Annotated in this window: 15 protein-coding genes and 1 riboswitch; of the genes, 12 read left to right on the top strand and 3 right to left on the bottom strand. The window is 64.3% G+C overall.

Annotated elements, in window-relative coordinates:
- Positions 1 to 22 precede the first annotated feature (22 nt).
- On the bottom strand, positions 23 to 1,459 hold the full coding sequence (locus tag FQ664_RS23405; protein WP_144175207.1) for a TolC family outer membrane protein: 1,437 nt from the start codon (positions 1,457 to 1,459) through the stop codon (positions 23 to 25).
- A 160-nt stretch (positions 1,460 to 1,619) separates the two neighbouring features.
- Positions 1,620 to 1,726: riboswitch (TPP riboswitch) on the top strand.
- A 155-nt stretch (positions 1,727 to 1,881) separates the two neighbouring features.
- On the opposite strand from FQ664_RS23405, the gene thiC reads away from it, so the two are divergent.
- Both thiC and cytX read left to right on the top strand, forming a co-directional pair.
- Positions 1,882 to 3,762: a phosphomethylpyrimidine synthase ThiC gene (gene thiC / locus FQ664_RS23400; protein WP_144175205.1), complete on the top strand. Its 1,881-nt coding sequence runs from the start codon at positions 1,882 to 1,884 to the stop codon at positions 3,760 to 3,762.
- Positions 3,763 to 3,956: 194 nt separating this feature from the next.
- A complete protein-coding gene (gene cytX / locus FQ664_RS23390; protein ID WP_144175203.1) occupies positions 3,957 to 5,240 on the top strand; it encodes a putative hydroxymethylpyrimidine transporter CytX in 1,284 nt (427 codons plus the stop codon).
- Here cytX and FQ664_RS23385 read toward each other — a convergent pair.
- A complete protein-coding gene (locus FQ664_RS23385; protein WP_144175201.1) occupies positions 5,209 to 5,955 on the bottom strand; it encodes an RsiV family protein in 747 nt (248 codons plus the stop codon). The two genes, cytX and FQ664_RS23385, sit on opposite strands and share 32 nt — an antisense overlap.
- A 185-nt stretch (positions 5,956 to 6,140) precedes the next feature.
- Between FQ664_RS23385 and FQ664_RS23380 the strand changes: the two genes are divergently transcribed.
- The 9 genes from FQ664_RS23380 (at position 6,141) to FQ664_RS23340 (ending at position 15,547) form a co-directional block, all read left to right on the top strand.
- The gene (locus tag FQ664_RS23380) at positions 6,141 to 6,758 is read left to right on the top strand and encodes an NUDIX domain-containing protein (RefSeq protein ID WP_144175199.1); all 618 of its coding nucleotides are present in this window, start codon (positions 6,141 to 6,143) and stop codon (positions 6,756 to 6,758) included.
- Entirely contained in the window at positions 6,749 to 7,201 is a 453-nt protein-coding gene (locus FQ664_RS23375; RefSeq protein WP_016501905.1) for a DUF1249 domain-containing protein, read from the top strand. The genes FQ664_RS23380 and FQ664_RS23375 overlap by 10 nt, the downstream gene beginning before the upstream one ends.
- A gap of 85 nt (positions 7,202 to 7,286) precedes the next feature.
- Positions 7,287 to 8,087: a 3',5'-cyclic-AMP phosphodiesterase gene (cpdA, locus tag FQ664_RS23370; protein WP_144175197.1), complete on the top strand. Its 801-nt coding sequence runs from the start codon at positions 7,287 to 7,289 to the stop codon at positions 8,085 to 8,087.
- A 261-nt stretch (positions 8,088 to 8,348) separates the two neighbouring features.
- Complete coding sequence (locus FQ664_RS23365) at positions 8,349 to 8,957, top strand: YqiA/YcfP family alpha/beta fold hydrolase (protein WP_003258136.1); 609 nt, start codon at positions 8,349 to 8,351, stop codon at positions 8,955 to 8,957.
- A gap of 35 nt (positions 8,958 to 8,992) precedes the next feature.
- The gene (gene parE / locus FQ664_RS23360) at positions 8,993 to 10,897 is read left to right on the top strand and encodes a DNA topoisomerase IV subunit B (RefSeq protein ID WP_015272020.1); all 1,905 of its coding nucleotides are present in this window, start codon (positions 8,993 to 8,995) and stop codon (positions 10,895 to 10,897) included.
- Positions 10,894 to 11,880: an esterase-like activity of phytase family protein gene (locus FQ664_RS23355; RefSeq protein WP_144175195.1), complete on the top strand. Its 987-nt coding sequence runs from the start codon at positions 10,894 to 10,896 to the stop codon at positions 11,878 to 11,880. Before parE ends, FQ664_RS23355 begins: the two co-directional genes overlap by 4 nt.
- Positions 11,877 to 12,395, top strand: coding sequence for a retropepsin-like aspartic protease family protein (locus tag FQ664_RS23350; protein WP_144175193.1), 519 nt, complete (start codon positions 11,877 to 11,879; stop codon positions 12,393 to 12,395). Before FQ664_RS23355 ends, FQ664_RS23350 begins: the two co-directional genes overlap by 4 nt.
- A 10-nt stretch (positions 12,396 to 12,405) precedes the next feature.
- The gene (gene parC / locus FQ664_RS23345) at positions 12,406 to 14,664 is read left to right on the top strand and encodes a DNA topoisomerase IV subunit A (RefSeq protein ID WP_144175191.1); all 2,259 of its coding nucleotides are present in this window, start codon (positions 12,406 to 12,408) and stop codon (positions 14,662 to 14,664) included.
- 172 nt (positions 14,665 to 14,836) lie between these two features.
- Positions 14,837 to 15,547: a PqiC family protein gene (locus tag FQ664_RS23340; RefSeq protein WP_144175190.1), complete on the top strand. Its 711-nt coding sequence runs from the start codon at positions 14,837 to 14,839 to the stop codon at positions 15,545 to 15,547.
- 345 nt (positions 15,548 to 15,892) lie between these two features.
- Here FQ664_RS23340 and FQ664_RS23335 read toward each other — a convergent pair whose 3' ends face one another.
- Positions 15,893 to 17,350 (bottom strand): AhpA/YtjB family protein, encoded by a 1,458-nt coding sequence (locus FQ664_RS23335; RefSeq protein WP_144175188.1) that lies wholly within the window; start codon positions 17,348 to 17,350, stop codon positions 15,893 to 15,895.
- A gap of 135 nt (positions 17,351 to 17,485) precedes the next feature.
- Between FQ664_RS23335 and serB the strand changes: the two genes are divergently transcribed.
- Positions 17,486 to 18,700: a phosphoserine phosphatase SerB gene (gene serB / locus FQ664_RS23330; RefSeq protein ID WP_178091041.1), complete on the top strand. Its 1,215-nt coding sequence runs from the start codon at positions 17,486 to 17,488 to the stop codon at positions 18,698 to 18,700.
- Positions 18,701 to 18,753 lie beyond the last annotated feature (53 nt).

The following is an 18,753-nucleotide window of genomic DNA, read 5'->3' as shown; positions in this document are numbered from 1 at the left end:
CTGTGAAAGATACACCCCTATCTCAGGGGCGACGCTCGAAGTTCTTCGCCGCTGCGGCAGCCAGGTCCGGTGGCAGGAAGTCCTTGTCCGGGTTGTAGTCCGGCTTCAGGTACTGCTTGAGGTCCTGCAGGTCCTGCGGGCTCAAGGTGCCGGCCGCCTGCTTCAGGCTCAGGTTGTCGAGGATGTAGTCATAGCGGCTGTTGTTGTAGTCGCGCACCGAGGTGTACAGCTGGCGCTGGGCGTCGAGCACGTCGACGATGTTGCGGGTACCCACCTGGTAGCCGATTTCAGTGGCTTCCAGCGCACTCTGGTTGGAGATGATCGACTGCTTGCGCGCCTGCACCTGTTCCACATCGGTATTCACCGCGCGGTGCAGGTTGCGGGTGTTTTCCACCACCTGGCGGCGCAGGCTTTCGCGCTGCTGCTCAGTCTGGCTCAGGCGCTGATAGGCCTCGCGCACCTGCGAACTGGTCAGGCCACCGCTGTAGATCGGGATATTCAGTTGCAGGCCGATGCTGGTCTGCTCGACGTCGCCGCCGTATCGCGTAACGGGGGCCGGTGCGGGGTTGGTGAAACCGAAGTTGTCGTTGTCACCCTTCTGATACTTGGCCACTGCGTCGAGGGTCGGCGCATGGCCGGCCTTGCGCTGACGAAGGGTTTCTTCGGCGGCGGTGACCGCGTGGTTGGTGGCCAGCAGGTTGAGGTTCTGGCGCCCGGCGGTTTCGACCCAGGCCTTGGCGTCGTTGGGCGTGGGGACCTGCACCGGCAGGGTATGGACCACCCCTTGAATCGACGTGTATTCCCGGTTGGTCAGGGTTACCAGGGCCTCGAAGGCATCCTGTACCTGGCGCTCGGCAATGATCCGGTTGGCCCGTGCCGTGTCGTAGCTGGCTTGGGATTGCAGCACGTCGGTCTTGTCGGAGAGGCCGACGTCGAAGCGTTCGTTGGACTGGTCCAGCTGGCGCTTGAAGGCAGCTTCCTCGGCCTTGGTCGCGGCCAGGTTGTCCTGGGCGCGGAGCACGGCGAAGTAGTTTTGCGCGGTTTGCAGGATCAGGTTCTGCTCGGTCGCCGACAGCTCCAGTGCCGCCTGCTCGTTGACTGCTTCGGCAGCTTGCAGCTGGAACCAGCGGTCAGCACGGAAGATCGGCTGTGCCAGGGTTGCGCTCCAGGTATTGCCGCTGCGGTTGCTGGTGGCTGATGGTTCGTCCAGTTTGGTGCGGGTGTTCAGCATCTCGGCACCGGCCGACAAGTTAGGCAGCAACCCCGCGCGGGCCTGCGGCACCACTTCGCGGCGGGCGCCGTAATCGGCGCGGGCCGCAGCCAGGTCAGCGTTGTTGTCGACCGCTTCCTGGTAAACGCTGACCAGGTCGGTCTTCACTGATTGGGGCACGTCCGCTGCCCAGACCACTCCGTTGGACGCACAAGACACGGCTATCGCCAGTGAGAGTTTGCGCAGCATAGAGGCAATCCTTGTACGAAATTGAATTACTGAACTGTTGAGTATCGAGCGACGGGCCAGTGTAGTGCCATGCGCACCCGGCAACAATCGCTCGGGGTGCCTTTCATCATCCGCGCATTTACCCGCTTGGCTTTGCCGACCACTCCAGTCTAGACTGCGCATGTTCTTGTCGGGGTGCCTTGAAGCAAAGGCTGAGATCGCAAAGTTGCGGATCCCGTTGAACCTGATCAGGTTAGCGCCTGCGTAGGGAACAAGATTGCTCGCCTTCCCGGGGAGCCTCTTGTGCCAGGTCCGGGAATGTCACAGCTGCATGCAGCTTCAGGCACCCCCATATCCGGCACTGCATCCATAAAGGGTGCGTCCGCGCCTTTCAGGTTCACCCCGACATTCCACTGCTTAGGAAGCCGTCTGGAGAGCCTGTGATGAGCAAACAAGAAAAAGCGATCAACCTCAGCGAATCGGCACAAGTCGATCAGCAGTCCGTGCAACCGTTCCCGCGTTCGCGCAAGGTGTATGTCGAAGGCTCGCGCCCGGACATCCGCGTGCCCATGCGTGAAATCAGCCTGGACGACACCCCGACCGATTTCGGTGGCGAGTCCAATGCCCCGGTGCTGGTCTACGATACTTCCGGTCCGTACACCGACCCCAACGTGGTCATCGACGTGCGCAAGGGCCTGGCCGACGTGCGTTCGGCGTGGATCGAGGCCCGCGGTGACACCGAGCGCCTGGCCGGCCTGAGCTCCGACTTCGGCCAGCAGCGCCTGAACGATGCCGAACTGGCCAAGCTGCGTTTCGCCCACGTGCGCAACCCGCGCCGTGCCAAGACGGGCGCCAACGTCTCGCAGATGCACTATGCCCGCCAAGGCATCATCACCGCCGAGATGGAATACGTGGCCATCCGCGAAAACATGAAGCTGCAGGAGGCGCGCGCCGCCGGCCTGCTCGACGAGCAGCACGCCGGCCACAGCTTCGGGGCCAACATCCCGAAAGAAATCACCCCCGAGTTCGTGCGCCAGGAAATTGCCCGTGGCCGCGCGATCATCCCGGCCAACATCAACCACCCGGAAGTGGAACCGATGATCATCGGCCGCAATTTCCTGGTGAAGATCAACGGCAACATCGGCAACAGCGCCCTGGGTTCCTCGATCGAGGAAGAAGTGGCCAAGCTGACCTGGGGCATCCGCTGGGGTTCGGATACGGTCATGGACCTGTCCACTGGCAAGCACATTCACGAAACCCGTGAGTGGATCATCCGCAACTCGCCGGTGCCGATTGGTACCGTGCCGATCTACCAGGCCCTGGAAAAAGTCAACGGCGTGGCCGAAGACCTGACCTGGGAGCTGTTCCGCGACACCCTGATCGAGCAGGCCGAGCAGGGCGTGGACTACTTCACCATCCACGCCGGTGTACTGCTGCGCTATGTGCCGCTGACCGCCAAGCGCGTCACCGGTATCGTCAGCCGCGGTGGCTCGATCATGGCCAAGTGGTGCCTGGCGCACCACAAGGAAAACTTCCTGTACACCCACTTCGAAGAAATCTGCGAAATCATGAAGGCCTACGACGTCAGCTTCTCGCTGGGCGACGGCCTGCGCCCCGGCTCGATTGCCGACGCCAACGATGCCGCGCAGTTCGGGGAACTGGAAACCCTCGGCGAGCTGACCAAGATTGCCTGGAAGCACGACGTGCAGTGCATGATCGAAGGCCCCGGCCACGTGCCGATGCAGTTGATCAAGGAGAACATGGACAAGCAGCTGGAGTGCTGCGACGAGGCGCCGTTCTACACCCTCGGCCCGCTGACCACCGATATCGCTCCAGGCTACGACCACATCACCTCGGGCATTGGTGCGGCGATGATCGGCTGGTTCGGTTGCGCCATGCTCTGCTACGTCACGCCCAAGGAGCACCTGGGCCTGCCGAACAAGGATGACGTGAAGACCGGCATCATCACCTACAAGATCGCCGCTCACGCTGCCGACCTTGCCAAGGGCCACCCGGGCGCGCAGATTCGTGACAACGCCTTGTCCAAGGCGCGCTTCGAGTTCCGTTGGGAAGACCAGTTCAACCTCGGCCTGGACCCGGACACTGCCCGCGCCTACCACGATGAGACCCTGCCGAAGGAATCGGCCAAGGTCGCGCACTTCTGCTCGATGTGCGGGCCGAAGTTCTGCTCGATGAAGATCACCCAGGAAGTACGTGAGTACGCCGCCAAGATCGAAGCCGTGGACGTGACGGTCGAGCAAGGCATGCGCGAGCAGGCCGAGCGGTTCCGCCAGGAAGGTAGCCAGCTGTACCACAAGGTGTAATTGATTCAGGCAGGGTGAGCATCTGCCGCCCTGCTTTACATCTGCATCGAATCGGCCGGCCCTTTCGCGGGTAAACCCGCTCCCACAGGTACCCCACTGCCTTCAAGCCCAGTGGAGTACCTGTGGGAGCGGGTTTACCCGCGAAAGGGCCGGCCGGTTCAATACATATCTCAACCCTTTCGGCGATCACGACAATGACCACCCCCAGCCAGTTTACCCCCGACTACCCGGTCCCCATCGGCCAGCGCATCTTCGGCGCCCGCGACCTGTTCTCGCTGTGGTTCTCCCTCGGCATCGGCCTGATGGTGCTGCAGGTCGGCGCCATGCTGGCCCCTGGCCTGGGGCTTGCTGGCGCAGTGCTGGCCATCGCCCTGGGCACCGGCGTGGGTGTGCTGTTGCTGGGGGCTGCCGGTGTCATCGGCAGCGACACTGGCCTGTCGGCCATGGGCACCCTGAAGCTCAGCCTGGGCAGCCATGGCGCGCGCTTGCCGGCACTGCTCAACCTGCTGCAACTGGTGGGCTGGGGCGCGTTCGAGATCATCGTCATGCGCGATGCCGCCAGCCTGCTGGGCGCGCGGGCGTTCGGCGAAGCCAGTGCCTGGAACAGCCCGCTGCTCTGGACCCTGTGCTTCGGCGCCCTGGCCACCTTGCTCGCGGTCGGTGGGCCGTTGGCGTTCGTACGTAAAGTGCTGCGCGCCTGGGGCATCTGGCTGCTGCTGGGCGCTTGCCTGTGGCTGACCTGGAACCTGTTCGCCAAGGTCGACCTGGCGGCACTGTGGAACCGCGCCGGCGACGGTTCGATGTCGCTGGCCGTGGGCTTCGACATCGCCATCGCCATGCCGCTGTCCTGGTTGCCGCTGATCGCCGACTATTCGCGTTTTGCCCGTAACGGCAAGCATGTATTCGGCGGTACGGTGCTGGGCTACTTCATCGGCAACACCTGGTTGATGAGCCTGGGCGTGGCCTACACCTTGGCCTTTGCCGACAGTGGCGAAGCCAACGCCCTGCTGCTGGCCCTGGCGGGCGCCGGCATGGGCATGCCACTGCTGCTGATTCTGCTGGACGAGTCGGAAAAGGCCTTCGCCGACATCCACTCGGCGGCCGTTTCCACCGGTGTGCTGGTGCGCCTGAAGGTCGAGCACCTGGCGCTGGCCATTGGCGTGCTGTGCACGCTGATAGCCCTGCTGGCGCCATTGGCACAGTACGAGAACTTCCTGCTGCTGATCGGTTCGGTGTTCGCACCGCTGTTCGGTGTGGTACTGATGGACCACTACGTGATCCGTCGCCGCCGCCTGCCGGCCCAGCTGAATGGCTTGTACTGGCAGGCACTGCTGGCCTGGGTGGTGGGCGTGGCGGTGTACCATGTGATCGCCGCCCAGGCGCCGGACCTGGGGGCGACCCTGCCGGCATTGCTGCTGGCAGGGCTACTGTACGGGCTGCTGAGCTTCAGCCACGGCCGGGAAACAGTTCAGGCTTGAGCACGCCATTCAGGCGCGGGTAGGGGATCTTCAATTCCACGTGGCCCATGGAGTAGGGCGCGATGGTATAGACCTCGTACTTGACCACCACCGCGCCGTACGTCAGGGCGACGTGCGGCGACTGCCTGAACGGCCAGGTCTTGATGAACTCGGCGTCCTTGTCCATGCCCACGCTGATCAGCCAGGCGCGGTGCGATTCCTCGACGGTTTTCCAGAAGGTCTCTTCCTGGCCGGGCACCAGCATGTCCTGCAGGGTCAGCACCTTGTCCAGCTTGCGCGAATAGTTGATGAAACCACGCCCGGGCATGCCGTGGGCGCCGCCGCTGTCGAGGTAGCTGGACAGTTCGATGATCACCAGTCCGTCATGCTGCTCACGTACCTTGGCCTGCAGGTAGCTGCTGTTGCGCTTGTCGGCGCTGGCCAGGTACTGCTGTTCGTAGGCTTGCAGAGTGGTCGGTGCGTTGCCACGCTGGTTGTCTTCGGTCAGTTGCAGCAGGCGTTTTTCGACGATGCCATCGAGCTTGGGCAAGGCCGGAAAATGGATCATGTCGATGTTCACCAGCGGGCAGTCGCTTTCGCTGCAGCCGGGTTTGACATGCTCCCAGGCATCGCGCTTGACCTCGAGCGGCGCCCGGTAGTTGGGCGTGAACAGGCTTTGGCAGGCACCCAGGGCCAGGGCCAGCACAGCCACGGAAGTCAGTTTGACAAGTGTCATGGGGATCCTTGCAGAACAGGGAAAAGTCGGCCTTGGACCGTCTGCGCGGCCTTCAGTTCGCCACTAAGCTAACAGAGAGAAGGCGCGCTGTCCCGAGTGCGCGAACGGTTGCCGGAAAGGGGTGAAACCGGCAGGCGTGCAGAGTAGGATGGCGCGATGCGGTATTCGAGGTAATGAGGATTTCCATGTCAGACGCGTTGAACTCAGTGCCCAAGGGCTTCGAAATCATCGAGCGGACCAACTGCTTCCAGGGCTTTTACAAGCTCGACAAGCTACGCCTGCGCCACGAGTTGTTTGCCGGGGGCATGGGCCGCGAGATCAGCCGCGAACTGTTTGTGCGCCACGATGCGGTGTGCGTGCTGCCGTACGACCCGTTGCGCGATGAAGTGGTGCTGATCGAGCAGTTTCGCGTTGGTGCACTGGACAAGGTCGACAACCCCTGGCTGATCGAGATGGTGGCCGGGCTGATCGACAAGGACGAGCAGCCCGAGGAAGTCGCCCACCGCGAAGCTGAAGAAGAAGCAGGCCTGACGTTCAGCGCCCTGTGGCCGATGACCCGCTACTTTCCGTCGCCCGGCGGCAGTGACGAATACGTTCACCTGTTCCTCGGCCGTTGCAGCAGCGAAGGGGCAGGCGGCCTGCATGGCCTGGAAGAAGAGGGCGAGGACATCCGCGTGCGCGTGTGGTCGTTCGAGGATGCCTTGCAGGCGGTGCGCGACGGGCGCATCTGCAACGCGGCGACCATCATTGGCCTGCAATGGCTGGCGCTGAACCGTGACGAAGTACGAGGTATGTGGAAGTGAACCTGCTGCGCGAGCGTTATCGGGTCGACCTGGTCGGGCTGCAGGCAGCCTGCGAGGCCAACTACGCCCGGCTGATGCGCCTGTTGCCCGACATGCGCACCACCCAGAGCTCGCGCCGCATCGGCATGACCCAGGGCGACCAGATGCTCGGTGTGCTGGTACTCGACGTGGTGCTGGCCTGCCCGTACACCACCACCCTGCACGTGCGCCAGGAGCACAGCCTGCCGTGGTTGCCGGTGCCGCACCTGGAAGTGCAGGTGTACCACGATGCACGCATGGCCGAAGTGGTCAGTGCCGAACACACCCGGCGCCTGCGCAGCATCTACCCCTATCCCAACGAAGCCATGCACCAGCCGGACGAAAAGGCCCAGCTCAACCTGTTCCTCGGTGAATGGCTGAGCCATTGCCTGGCCTGTGGCCACGAGCTGGCAAGTGTTCGCTGAATTGTGACGTGGTTTGGGTACGGGTGTTTGCTCGCAACCTTTGTACAGCCATAATTCGCGCTGAATCCGTTCGAGGAGACGGCCGTTGCCGCAGCCAGACCAAACGCGCCCCGTGCATGTGGTGCAACTGACCGATGCCCACCTGTTCGCCGACCCGGCCGGCAGCATGCTGGGCCTCAATACCCGTGACAGCCTGCGCCATGTGGTTGCCCAGGTGCGGCGCGAGCAACCGCTTGTCGACCTGCTGCTGTGCACCGGCGACCTTTCGCAGGACGCCAGCGTGGCGTCCTATGAAGCGTTCCGCGAGCTGACCGCACCGTTTGCCGTGCCCACTCGCTGGCTGCCGGGCAACCACGACGAGGCGCGGGTCATGGTGCAAGTGGCGCCGGAACTGATGCAGGCGGTAACCGATGTTGGTGCTTGGCGCATCGTCATGCTCAACACCGCAGTGTACGGCGCGACTCACGGTTTTTTGGAGAATGACCAGCTGGCAGTGCTGGAGGCAGCCTTGAAAGGGGCGGGCGAGCGGCATTGCCTGCTGTGTTTCCACCATCAGCCGGTGGATATCGGCTGTGCCTGGATCGCGTCGATCGGCTTGCGCAATGCTCAGACGCTGTTCGATATCGTCGAGCGTTATCCACAGGTGCGAGCCTTGCTCTGGGGGCATGTGCACCAGCAATGGGATGAAGTGCGCGGCGGCCGGCGTCTGCTGGCTACGCCGTCGACCTGCATCCAGTTCGCGGCGCGTAGCGAGGACTTCAAGGTGAGCGAGGAGCAGCCTGGATACCGCTGGCTGCGCCTGCATGCCGACGGGCGGTTGGAGACCGGGGTGGAGCGGGCACTGGATTTCCAGGTGAAGCTCGACTTCGATAGCCCGGGGTATTGAAGAGTTTGGGGCTGCTGCGCAGCCCATCGCCGGCAAGCCGGCTCCCACAGGTACTGTGCAGGGCTTGAAGCCTATGCGGTCAGTGTGGGAGCTGGCTTGTCGTGGCGACGAACCGCGTCGATGGGGCGCGCTGCGCCCCCGGCTCTCTTGAAGAAACTGTTGCGAAACCCGTGACACTGCGTCAAAACCCGGCGAACGCGCTACACTGCGCGTCCCTGCGCCCGTATCACCGGGCGCGAAGCCACAGATTCCGGGGGCAGCATGTCGGGTTCCATCCTCTATATCCATGGCTTCAACAGCTCGCCGCTTTCCACCAAGGCGCGCCAACTCGAGGCCGTGATGCAGCAACTGGGTTTGTCGGCCCAACTGCGGGTGCCCGCCTTGCACCACCACCCACGGCAGGCCATCGCCCAGCTCGAGGCGGCCATCGCCGAACTCGGTGCGCCATTACTGGTGGGCAGTTCGCTCGGCGGCTACTATGCCACCTATCTGGCCGAGCGCCACGGCCTCAAGGCGCTGCTGGTGAACCCGGCGGTAACACCGCACAAGCATTTCGACGGCTACCTGGGCACCCAGCACAATCACTACACCGGTGAGGCCTGGGAGCTGACCCACGATCACGTGCAGGCCCTGGCCGAGCTGGAAGTGCCGGCCCCGGTGGACGCCAGCCGCTATCAAGTGTGGCTGCAAACCGCCGACGAAACCCTGGACTATCGCCATGCCGAGCGCTATTACCGTGCTTGCGCCCTGCGCATCCAGGCCGGTGGCGACCACAGCTTCCAGGGCTTCGCCGAGCGCCTGCCGGCACTGCTGGCCTTCGCCGGCATTGCCCGTGGGCAGTATGCAGCACTCGATTTTTCTGTATTTTGACTTTCTTGTATTCACCAGACTGACGACGAGACCCTATGGCCACTCCCAGCGCTAGCGCCTATAACGCAGACGCCATCGAAGTCCTCTCGGGCCTTGACCCGGTCCGCAAGCGGCCGGGCATGTACACCGATACCAGCCGCCCCAACCACCTGGCCCAGGAAGTCATCGACAACAGCGTCGACGAAGCCCTGGCCGGTCACGCCCGTTCGGTGCAGGTCATCCTGCATGCCGACCACTCGCTGGAAGTCAGCGACGATGGTCGCGGCATGCCGGTGGACATCCACCCGGAAGAGGGCGTGTCCGGGGTCGAGCTGATCCTCACCAAACTGCACGCCGGCGGCAAGTTTTCCAACAAGAATTACCAGTTCTCCGGCGGCCTGCATGGCGTCGGCATCTCGGTGGTCAACGCCCTGTCGACCCAGGTGCGCGTGCGCGTCAAACGTGACGGCAACGAATACCAGATGACCTTCGCCGACGGCTTCAAGGCCAGCGAGTTGGAAGTGGTCGGCTCGGTCGGCAAGCGCAACACCGGCACCAGCGTGTACTTCAGCCCCGACCCGAAGTACTTCGATTCGCCGAAGTTCTCCATCAGCCGCCTCAAGCATGTCCTCAAGGCCAAGGCCGTGCTGTGCCCGGGCCTGCTGGTCAGCTTCGAGGACAAGGCCAGCGGCGAGAAGGTCGAATGGCACTACGAGGATGGCCTGCGCTCCTACCTGGTCGATTCGGTCAACGAGTTCCAGCGCCTGCCAGACGAGCCTTTCTGCGGCAGCCTGGCCGGTAACAAGGAGGCGGTGGACTGGGCCTTGCTGTGGCTGCCCGAAGGCGGCGACAGCATCCAGGAAAGCTACGTCAACCTGATCCCTACCGCCCAGGGCGGCACCCACGTCAACGGCCTGCGCCAGGGTCTGCTGGATGCCATGCGTGAATTCTGCGAGTTCCGCAACCTGCTGCCGCGCGGCGTGAAGCTGGCACCGGAAGACGTCTGGGAACGCATCACCTTCGTGCTGTCGATGAAGATGCAGGATCCGCAGTTCTCCGGGCAGACCAAAGAGCGCCTGTCGTCGCGCGAGGCGGCGGCCTTCGTTTCCGGCGTGGTCAAGGACGCCTTCAGCCTGTGGCTCAACGCCCACCCCGAGCTGGGCATGCAACTGGCGGAGCTGGCCATCAGCAACGCCGGGCGCCGCCTCAAGGCCAGCAAGAAGGTCGAGCGCAAGCGCATCACCCAGGGCCCGGCGCTGCCCGGCAAACTGGCCGATTGTGCCGGCCAGGACCCGATGCGCGCCGAGCTGTTCCTGGTCGAGGGTGACTCGGCCGGCGGCTCGGCCAAGCAGGCACGCGACAAGGAGTTTCAGGCGATTCTGCCGCTGCGCGGCAAGATCCTCAACACCTGGGAGGTGGACGGTGGTGAAGTCCTGGCCAGCCAGGAAGTGCACAACATCGCCGTGGCCATTGGCGTCGACCCGGGGGCCACTGACCTTGCGCAACTGCGCTACGGCAAGATCTGCATCCTCGCCGACGCCGACTCCGACGGCCTGCACATCGCCACGCTGCTGTGCGCGCTGTTCGTCCAGCACTTCCGCGCGCTGGTCGAGGCCGGGCATGTGTACGTGGCCATGCCGCCGCTGTACCGCATCGACCTGGGCAAGGAAATCTACTATGCCCTCGACGAGGCCGAGCGTGACGGTATCCTCGACCGCCTGGTGGCCGAGAAGAAACGCGGCAAGCCACAGGTCACCCGCTTCAAGGGCCTGGGCGAGATGAACCCGCCACAGCTGCGCGAAACCACCATGGACCCGAACACCCGGCGCCTGGTACAGCTGACCCTGGACGATGTGCAGGCCACCTGCGAGCTGATGGACAAGCTGCTGGCCAAGAAGCGCGCGGGCGACCGCAAGAGCTGGCTGGAAACCAAGGGCAACCTGGCCGAGGTCATGGTTTGATTCGGCAGCTTCTGGCTGCCTGTCTGGCGCTGGTCGCCCTGCCGAGCCTGGCGGGCAACTGGCCAGAGCTGAAGCTGAGCGCCGAACACCCGATCGACGGCATACGCGGTGGCAACCTGTCTGGCCTGGTGGAATGCCGGGGCGGGCTGTGGGGGGTGTCCGACCGCGACGACGACCGTATCTACCGCTTCGACCGGCAAAACCCGACCTGGCGCGCGCAGCCGTTCAGCTTCACCCCGCCAGCGGTGCCGGAAAGCGGCCTGCCGTGGGGCCTGAAGTCGCGTAACTGGGCGGCGTCGTATATCCGGGGTGGCGAGCTGGATTTCGAGGGCATCAGCTGTGACCAGGCGGGCAACCTGTACCTGGTCAGCGAGGCTCATGCCGCTGTGCTGCAACTGCCGCTGGAAGGCGAGGCGGACTGGTTGAAGATCGACCCGGCCATGGTCCGCCAGGCCCGGGCCAGCGGCATGCTGCTGAACTTCAATGCCTTGTTCGAGGGCCTGACGATCAACCCGACGGGCGACCGCCTGTGGCTGGCCGCCGAGCGCGAGCGCCGTGGCCTGGTGGCCATCGAGCGTCAGCAATCGGTGTGGACCTGCGGCCGCAGCTGTGTGCTGTTGAGCGAGGCCGGGGTCGAAATGCAGCCGGCGCAGATGCCCAATGCCCAGGCGCTGTCGCGCGATTTCGCCGACCTGGCCTGGTTCGAGGGCAAACTGTTCACCCTGGAACGCAATGCCTACCGGGTCTGCCGGCGGGACACCGACAGCGGCACGGTCGAGCGCTGCTGGTCGTTCGCTGCCGATACCCTGATCGAGTCGCGCCGCTATCAACAGCCGTTCGGCCTGGCCGAGGCCCTGGTGATCGATGCCAAGGGCGCCTGGATCGGTGTGGACAACAACAACGGCGCCCGCGCCGATGGCGAGGTACGCCCGATCGTCTGGCGCTTCGACGCGCCGGAAGGCGGATGGGGCGCCAAGCCATGAGCCAGGCACCGGGCAGGCGGGCTGGCAAGGTACTGATGATCGTCGCCTGGGCGGCGGCGTTGTTCCTGGCCACGCGTTTCTTCGGCCAATGGGAAGACAGCCAGCGTAACCCCAATGCCCAGGTGCAGTCGTCGCATGGCGAAGGCTTTATCGAGGTGCGCCTGCTGGGCAACGGCCAGGGCCACTTCGTGATGGATGGCGCGATCAACGGCCAGGTGGTGCATTTCATGCTCGACACCGGTGCCACCGACGTGGCCATCCCCGAGGCGTTGGGCCGCGAGCTGGGCCTGGAGCGCGGCAGCCCGGTGCAGCTCAGTACCGCCAACGGCCGTACCGAAGGCTACCGCACGCGCCTGGCCAGCCTGCAGCTAGGGGATATCCGCCTGCAGGACGTACGCGCCATCGTGGTGCCGGGCCTGGACGGGCAGACCGTATTGCTGGGCATGAGTGCCCTCAAACAACTTGAATTTACCCAGCGCGGCGGCACTATGCTGCTGCGCCAGAACCTGAAATGACGAGGCCCGCATGAGCGACTCACTGGAACTCAGCCTGGACGGCGTGGAACGCCGCTCGCTGGCTGACTTCACCGAACAGGCCTACCTCAACTACTCCATGTACGTGATCATGGACCGCGCCCTGCCGCACATCGGCGATGGCCTGAAGCCGGTGCAGCGACGCATCGTCTACGCCATGAGCGAGTTGGGGCTCGATGCCGATGCCAAGCACAAGAAGTCGGCGCGTACCGTCGGTGACGTGCTCGGCAAGTTCCACCCCCACGGCGACTCGGCCTGCTACGAGGCCATGGTGCTGATGGCGCAGCCGTTCAGCTACCGCTATACCTTGGTCGACGGCCAGGGCAACTGGGGGGCGCCGGACGATCCGAAGTCGTTCGCCGCCATGCGTTATACCGAAGCGCGGCTGTCGCGCTACGCCGAAGTGCTGCTCAGCGAAGTCGGCCAGGGCACCGTGGACTGGGTGCCGAACTTCGACGGTACCTTGCAGGAGCCGGCCGTGCTGCCGGCGCGCCTGCCCAACATCCTGCTCAACGGCACCACCGGTATCGCCGTGGGCATGGCCACTGACGTGCCGCCGCACAACCTGCGCGAAGTGGCCACGGCCTGTGTGCGCCTGCTCGACGAACCCAAGGCCACCATCGAGCAACTGTGCGAGCACATCCAGGGGCCGGACTACCCGACCGAGGCCGAGATCGTCACGCCGCGGGCAGAAATCCTCAAGATGTACGAAAGCGGCCGTGGCTCTATCCGCATGCGCGCCGTGTACCGCGTCGAGGATGGCGACATCGTCGTCACTGCGCTGCCGCACCAGGTTTCCGGGGCCAAGGTGCTGGAGCAGATCGCCGCGCAGATGCAGGCCAAGAAGCTGCCGATGGTCGCCGACCTGCGAGACGAGTCGGACCACGAGAACCCATGCCGCATCGTCATTATCCCGCGCTCCAACCGCGTGGACGCCGACGAGCTGATGCAGCACCTGTTCGCCACCACCGACCTGGAGAACAGCTACCGGGTCAACGTCAACATCATCGGCCTGGACGGCCGGCCACAGCTGAAGAACCTGCGTGCGCTGCTGCTGGAGTGGCTGGAGTTCCGTACCAGTACCGTTCGTCGCCGCCTGCAGCACCGCCTGGACAAGGTGGAGAAGCGCCTGCACCTGCTGGAAGGTTTGCTGACCGCGTTCCTCAACCTGGATGAAGTTATCCACATCATCCGTACCGAGGACCAGCCCAAGCAGGCCCTGATCGCCCGTTTCGACCTGACCGAGATCCAGGCTGACTACATCCTCGAGACCCGCCTGCGGCAGCTGGCGCGCCTGGAAGAGATGAAGATCCGCGGCGAGCAGGACGAACTGCTGAAAGAGCAGGCCAAACTGCTCGCCCTGCTGGGCAGCGATGCCAAGCTGCGCAAACTGGTACGCAGCGAGCTGATCAAGGATGCCGAAACCTATGGCGATGAGCGCCGCTCGCCGATCGTCGAGCGTGCCGAAGCCAAGGCCCTGTCGGAAAACGAGCTGATGCCGACCGAGCCGGTCACCGTGGTGCTGTCGGAGAAGGGCTGGGTGCGCTGCGCCAAGGGCCACGACATCGATGCCACCGGCCTGTCGTACAAGGCCGGCGATGGCTTCAAGGCTGCCGCCGCCGGGCGCTCCAACCAGTTTGCCGTGCTCATCGACTCCACCGGCCGCAGCTACTCGCTGGCCGCCCATAGCCTGCCGTCGGCGCGTGGCCAGGGCGAACCGCTGACCGGCCGCCTGACGCCACCACCGGGGGCCACCTTCGAGTGCGTGCTGTTGCCGGACGATGACGCGCTGTACGTGGTGGCCTCGGACGCCGGCTATGGCTTCGTGGTCAAGGGTGAGGACCTGCAGGCCAAGAACAAGGCCGGCAAGGGCTTGCTCAGCTTGCCCAACGGTGCCAAGGTCATGACTCCGCGCCCGGTGGCCAACCGCGAGCAGGACTGGCTGGCGGCGGTGACCACCGAAGGTCGTCTGCTGGTGTTCAAGGTCAGCGATTTGCCCCAGTTGGGCAAAGGCAAGGGCAACAAGATCATCGGTGTACCGGGCGACCGGGTGGCCAGCCGTGAAGAATTTGTTACCGATCTGGCCGTGATTGCCGAAGGCGCGACACTTGTATTGCAAGCCGGCAAGCGTACCCTATCTCTGAAAGCGGACGACCTGGAGCATTACAAGGGCGAGCGCGGGCGGCGCGGCAGCAAGCTGCCACGTGGCTTCCAGCGGGTCGATGGGTTGCAGGTGGAAGTGCCGGCGTAACCGGTTGAAATGTCTGGAACGGCAATTTCAGCGTCGTTCCGGGCAGAAATGCTGGAGTCGGACGGTTATTTCGCGGATGATATGGCCCTTGCGGTGCCGGTGTGGCCGTGTGCCCGTTTGAATCTACATGTATCACTGCGGTTGGCCTGTTGGCGACCGCCTGGATGGGATGATGAAATTTCTGCGCCTTCCATTTGCGCTGTTGATGACTGGCCTGTTGGGCCTTGGCGGGTGCACCATGCACCAGCCGGTTGCCCTGTACCAGCTCGACAGTGGTGATCCTGGCCAGCCTTCGCAGAGTGCAGGCATGGCCGTGGTGCTCGGCCCGGTATCGGTAGCCGATTACCTGCAACGTGAGACGTTCCTGCAGCGTCAGGCTGACGGCAGCCTGAGTCCGGCGACCGACGGTCGCTGGGCCGGCAGCCTTTCGTCGGATATCGACCAGCTGCTGGTGCGCCAGCTCGCCTGGCGCCTGGACAGCCAGCGCGTGGTGCTGGCCCCGGCGGTGGCTGGTTTCAATCCGGATGTACAAGTGCTGCTGTCGATCACTCGCCTGGACTCGGGCAAGGACCAGCCGGCCATTCTGGATGCCCAGTGGCGCCTGCTGGACCGCCGTGGCCATGTGCGTGACAACCGCATCGTTCACCTCGAGCAGCCGCACGCGGGCAGCGAGGCGTCGCAGGTGCAGGCCCAGGGTCAATTGCTGCAGAAGCTGGCCGAACAGCTGAGCACGGCGGTCAAGCCGCTGGCCAACCAGTCGGCGATTGCCGAAGAGTCGCCTAAAAAGCCAGCTGCGCCAGTGCAGGTGAAGAAGACGCCGGAGAAATCCAAGATCCCGATGGCTGCACCGATTCGTACCGATATGGAAGTCTATCGGTTCTGATCGCGCTGCCAGATACGAAAAAGCCCGCATCGTTGCGGGCTTTTTCGTATCTGCTGTTTTTTGTACTGTCCGGGCTGGCCTTTTCGCGGGAAACCCCGCTCCCACAGGTTGGCGCAGGTCCTGTGGGAGATGGCCCAGCCCTTTGGTCTGCGCTGTCGCATAGAGAACTGAATTCGCAAGCGGTCCGTGCATCCTGNCTTTAGCCGCGAAGAATCCAACGCGGTGCATGGCACCGGCTGCGCCGGTGTTCGCGGCTAAAGCCGCTCCCACAGGGGCCCTGCTAATTCAACGAGTTATGTGCAGTTCTATGAGAGCGGGTTTACCCGCGAAAAGGCCTGCCCGGTATCAGGCCCGGCGCTCGTGCATGCGCGCCAACTGCCGTTCCAGCATCGACGGGTAGGGCTCCATCAGGCGCTCGACGCAGCAGGCGCCTTCCGGGCTGGCAATCGGGCGAATGCGGGCGCGCTGACGAATCAGCGTGTCATCGCTGATCTGCCGCTCCACCAGCAACAGGTTGCGGCTGTGCTGTGACAGTGCCAGGGCGTCCTGGGCCTTCTCGGCCATCAGCAGGTCGACCAGTTCCAGCCCTTGCAGGTCGTTGCCCAGGACCAGGCCCAGTTGCAACTGCAGGGTAATGCCGCTGTCCGCCACTTCGATCTGCAGGGCATGGCCCAGGGCGCGCAACAGCTCGCCGCAGCAGATGGCGTTGGTCAGGTAGTCCTCGCCACAGTCGCGGCTGTGGAACAGCACCAGGGTGCTGCCGTCATTGAGCGTATGGGTTTCACCGTCGTAGAGCGAGGCAGCGTGCTCCAGGCAATCGCGGTAGCGCTCGGTCAGTTCGGTCAGACGCGTGCGCGGCAGGCGGCGCAGCTGCTCCTGCGAACCCAGTTGTACGGCGAGCACGGCGCTGTACTGCGGTTCGTCGGATTCGATCACGGCGGCCTTGGGCACGCTGTCGTCGTCCAACAGGCCGGCGAAGGCTTCGTCGTCATCCTCGTCCGCCTGGGCGGCAAGCTTGGCGCGCGGTGCGGCCTTGGCTGGCGGGGCGGCGTCGTGCAGGTTGTCGTACTGCTCGTCGTCCTCCTCCTCAGGCTCTGGCTCAGGTGGCGGCGGTGGGGCCAGACGTGCATGTAGCTGGCGAGCGATGTCGCCGATCTCGTCCTGGCGGTCGGTGGCCGGGGTATAGGGTTGCGGGTCACGCAGCCACACCCGCAACTGCAGCAGCGGCAGGGTGATGAAGCGGCCCTGGCGCAGGCTCAGGGTCAACGCCAGCACCAGCAGGATGGCGGCAAGGATGCCCATGCTCTGCAGGCTGATCAGCATCGGCTGCTGGAACTGGCTCATGTCCAGGCTGATGCGCAGTTGCCCGGCGGTCACGTCCTGGAAGGTGATCTTGGTCTGGTACAGGCCTTCGGCCTCGCCCAGCAGGCTGTTGCGCGGGCGCTGGCCGGCTTCGGCGAGGATGCGGTTGTCCACGCTGTAGATCGCCGCATGGGCCACCAGCGGGTTCTTCACCAGGTTGCCGAGCAGCACGTTGAGACTGAGGATGTCGTTGGCCACCAGAAGCTCGGTCGCCGAGGTGGCGGTCTGGGTGGTCAGGCTCTGGCCCAGGGCGTCGGCCTGCTCGTGCATGGCCTGCTTGAACTGCAGGCCCATCACGCAGGCGTAGATCACCAACGCCAGCGCTACCAGGAATATGTTGGTGCAGGCGATGCGCAGTGCCAGCGGCACGCGACGTTGACTCAGGGCGCGATAGATCATCAGGAAGAAGTTGTCTGCTTTTACGGGCGTGGGCCGGTTCACTGAGCTCGGCTCTTAATGGCATGAAAGTGTGGGGCAGTATAGCGAGCCGGGTTTTGTCGGCAAAGTATCGTTGGCGCCCGACGGTCACGGAAAATCGGTAGAATGCGCATTTTTCATCGAAGTCGGAGCCAGGTTGTGCGCGAAATCGTCCTGATCAACATCACCGGTGAGGACCGTCCCGGTCTCACTGCGGCTATCACCGGCGTCCTGCTGCAGGGCGGCGTGAGCATCCTCGACATTGGCCTGGCAGTCATGCACGGCACCTTGTCGTTCGGTATTCTGGTCGACATCCCGGACAACGAAGTGGCTACCGCCCTTTTGCAAAGCGTGCAGGCCAAGGCCCACGAACTGAACCTGCAGGCCCGCTACACGCCGATTTCCGAGGCAGACTACCAGCACTGGGCCGATGGCCAGGGCGAGGCGCGCCACATCGTCACCCTGCTCAGCCGCAAGATCACCCCCGAGCAGCTGCAGCGGGTGAGTGCAGTGATCAGCCAGTACGACCTGACCATCGAGCGTATCGAGCGCCTGTCGGCCCGTGTGGCGCTGGTTGCCGAGACCCGCAAGGGCAAGGCGGCCATCGAGATCTCCGTGCGCGGCGTGCCGAGCGATGCCCAGGCTCTGCGTGCCGACTTCTTCGCCCTGGCGGAAGAGCTGAGCATCGATATCGCCTTCCAGAAGGACGACCTGTTCCGCCGCAATCGGCGCTTGGCGGTGTTCGACATGGACTCGACACTGATCGAAGCCGAAGTCATCGACGAACTGGCCAAGGCCGCTGGCGTGGGTGAGCAGGTGGCCGCGATCACCGAGCGCGCCATGCGCGGCGAACTGGACTTCCGTGCCAGCTTCAAGGAGCGCATGGCGCTGCTCAAGGGCCTGGATGTAGGTGTGCTGGACGAGATCGGTGCGTCACTGCGCCTGACCGAGGGGGCAGAGAACCTGTTTGCCGAGCTCAAGCGCCTGGGTTACAAGACTGCGATCCTGTCCGGGGGCTTTACCTACTTTGCCCGCCAGGTGCAGGCGCGCCTGGGTATCGACTATGTGTTCGCCAACGAGCTGGAAGTGGTCGATGGCAAGGTAACCGGCGTGGCTGTGGAGCCGATCGTCGATGCCCAGCGCAAGGCCGAGCTGCTGCAGAAGCTGGCCAGCGAAGAAGGCTTGCAGCTGGAGCAGACCATCGCCGTGGGTGACGGTGCCAACGACCTGCCGATGCTGTCGCTGGCCGGCCTGGGCGTGGCGTTCCGCGCCAAGCCGCTGGTACGTCAGTCGGCCAAGCAGGCGATTTCCACCCTGGGGCTGGACGGGGTGCTGTACCTGTTGGGCCTGCGGGACCGCGACGCGCGCGGCTGATCGGCACCTTGGGGCTGCACAGCGGCCCCAATGAAAAGGCCCTGCATATGCAG

It is taken from the genome of Pseudomonas persica (assembly GCF_900291015.1).
Taxonomy (GTDB): Bacteria; Pseudomonadota; Gammaproteobacteria; order Pseudomonadales; family Pseudomonadaceae; genus Aquipseudomonas.
The sequence above is the reverse complement of the archived record's forward strand: the minus strand, read 5'-3'. Positions and strand labels throughout refer to the sequence as shown.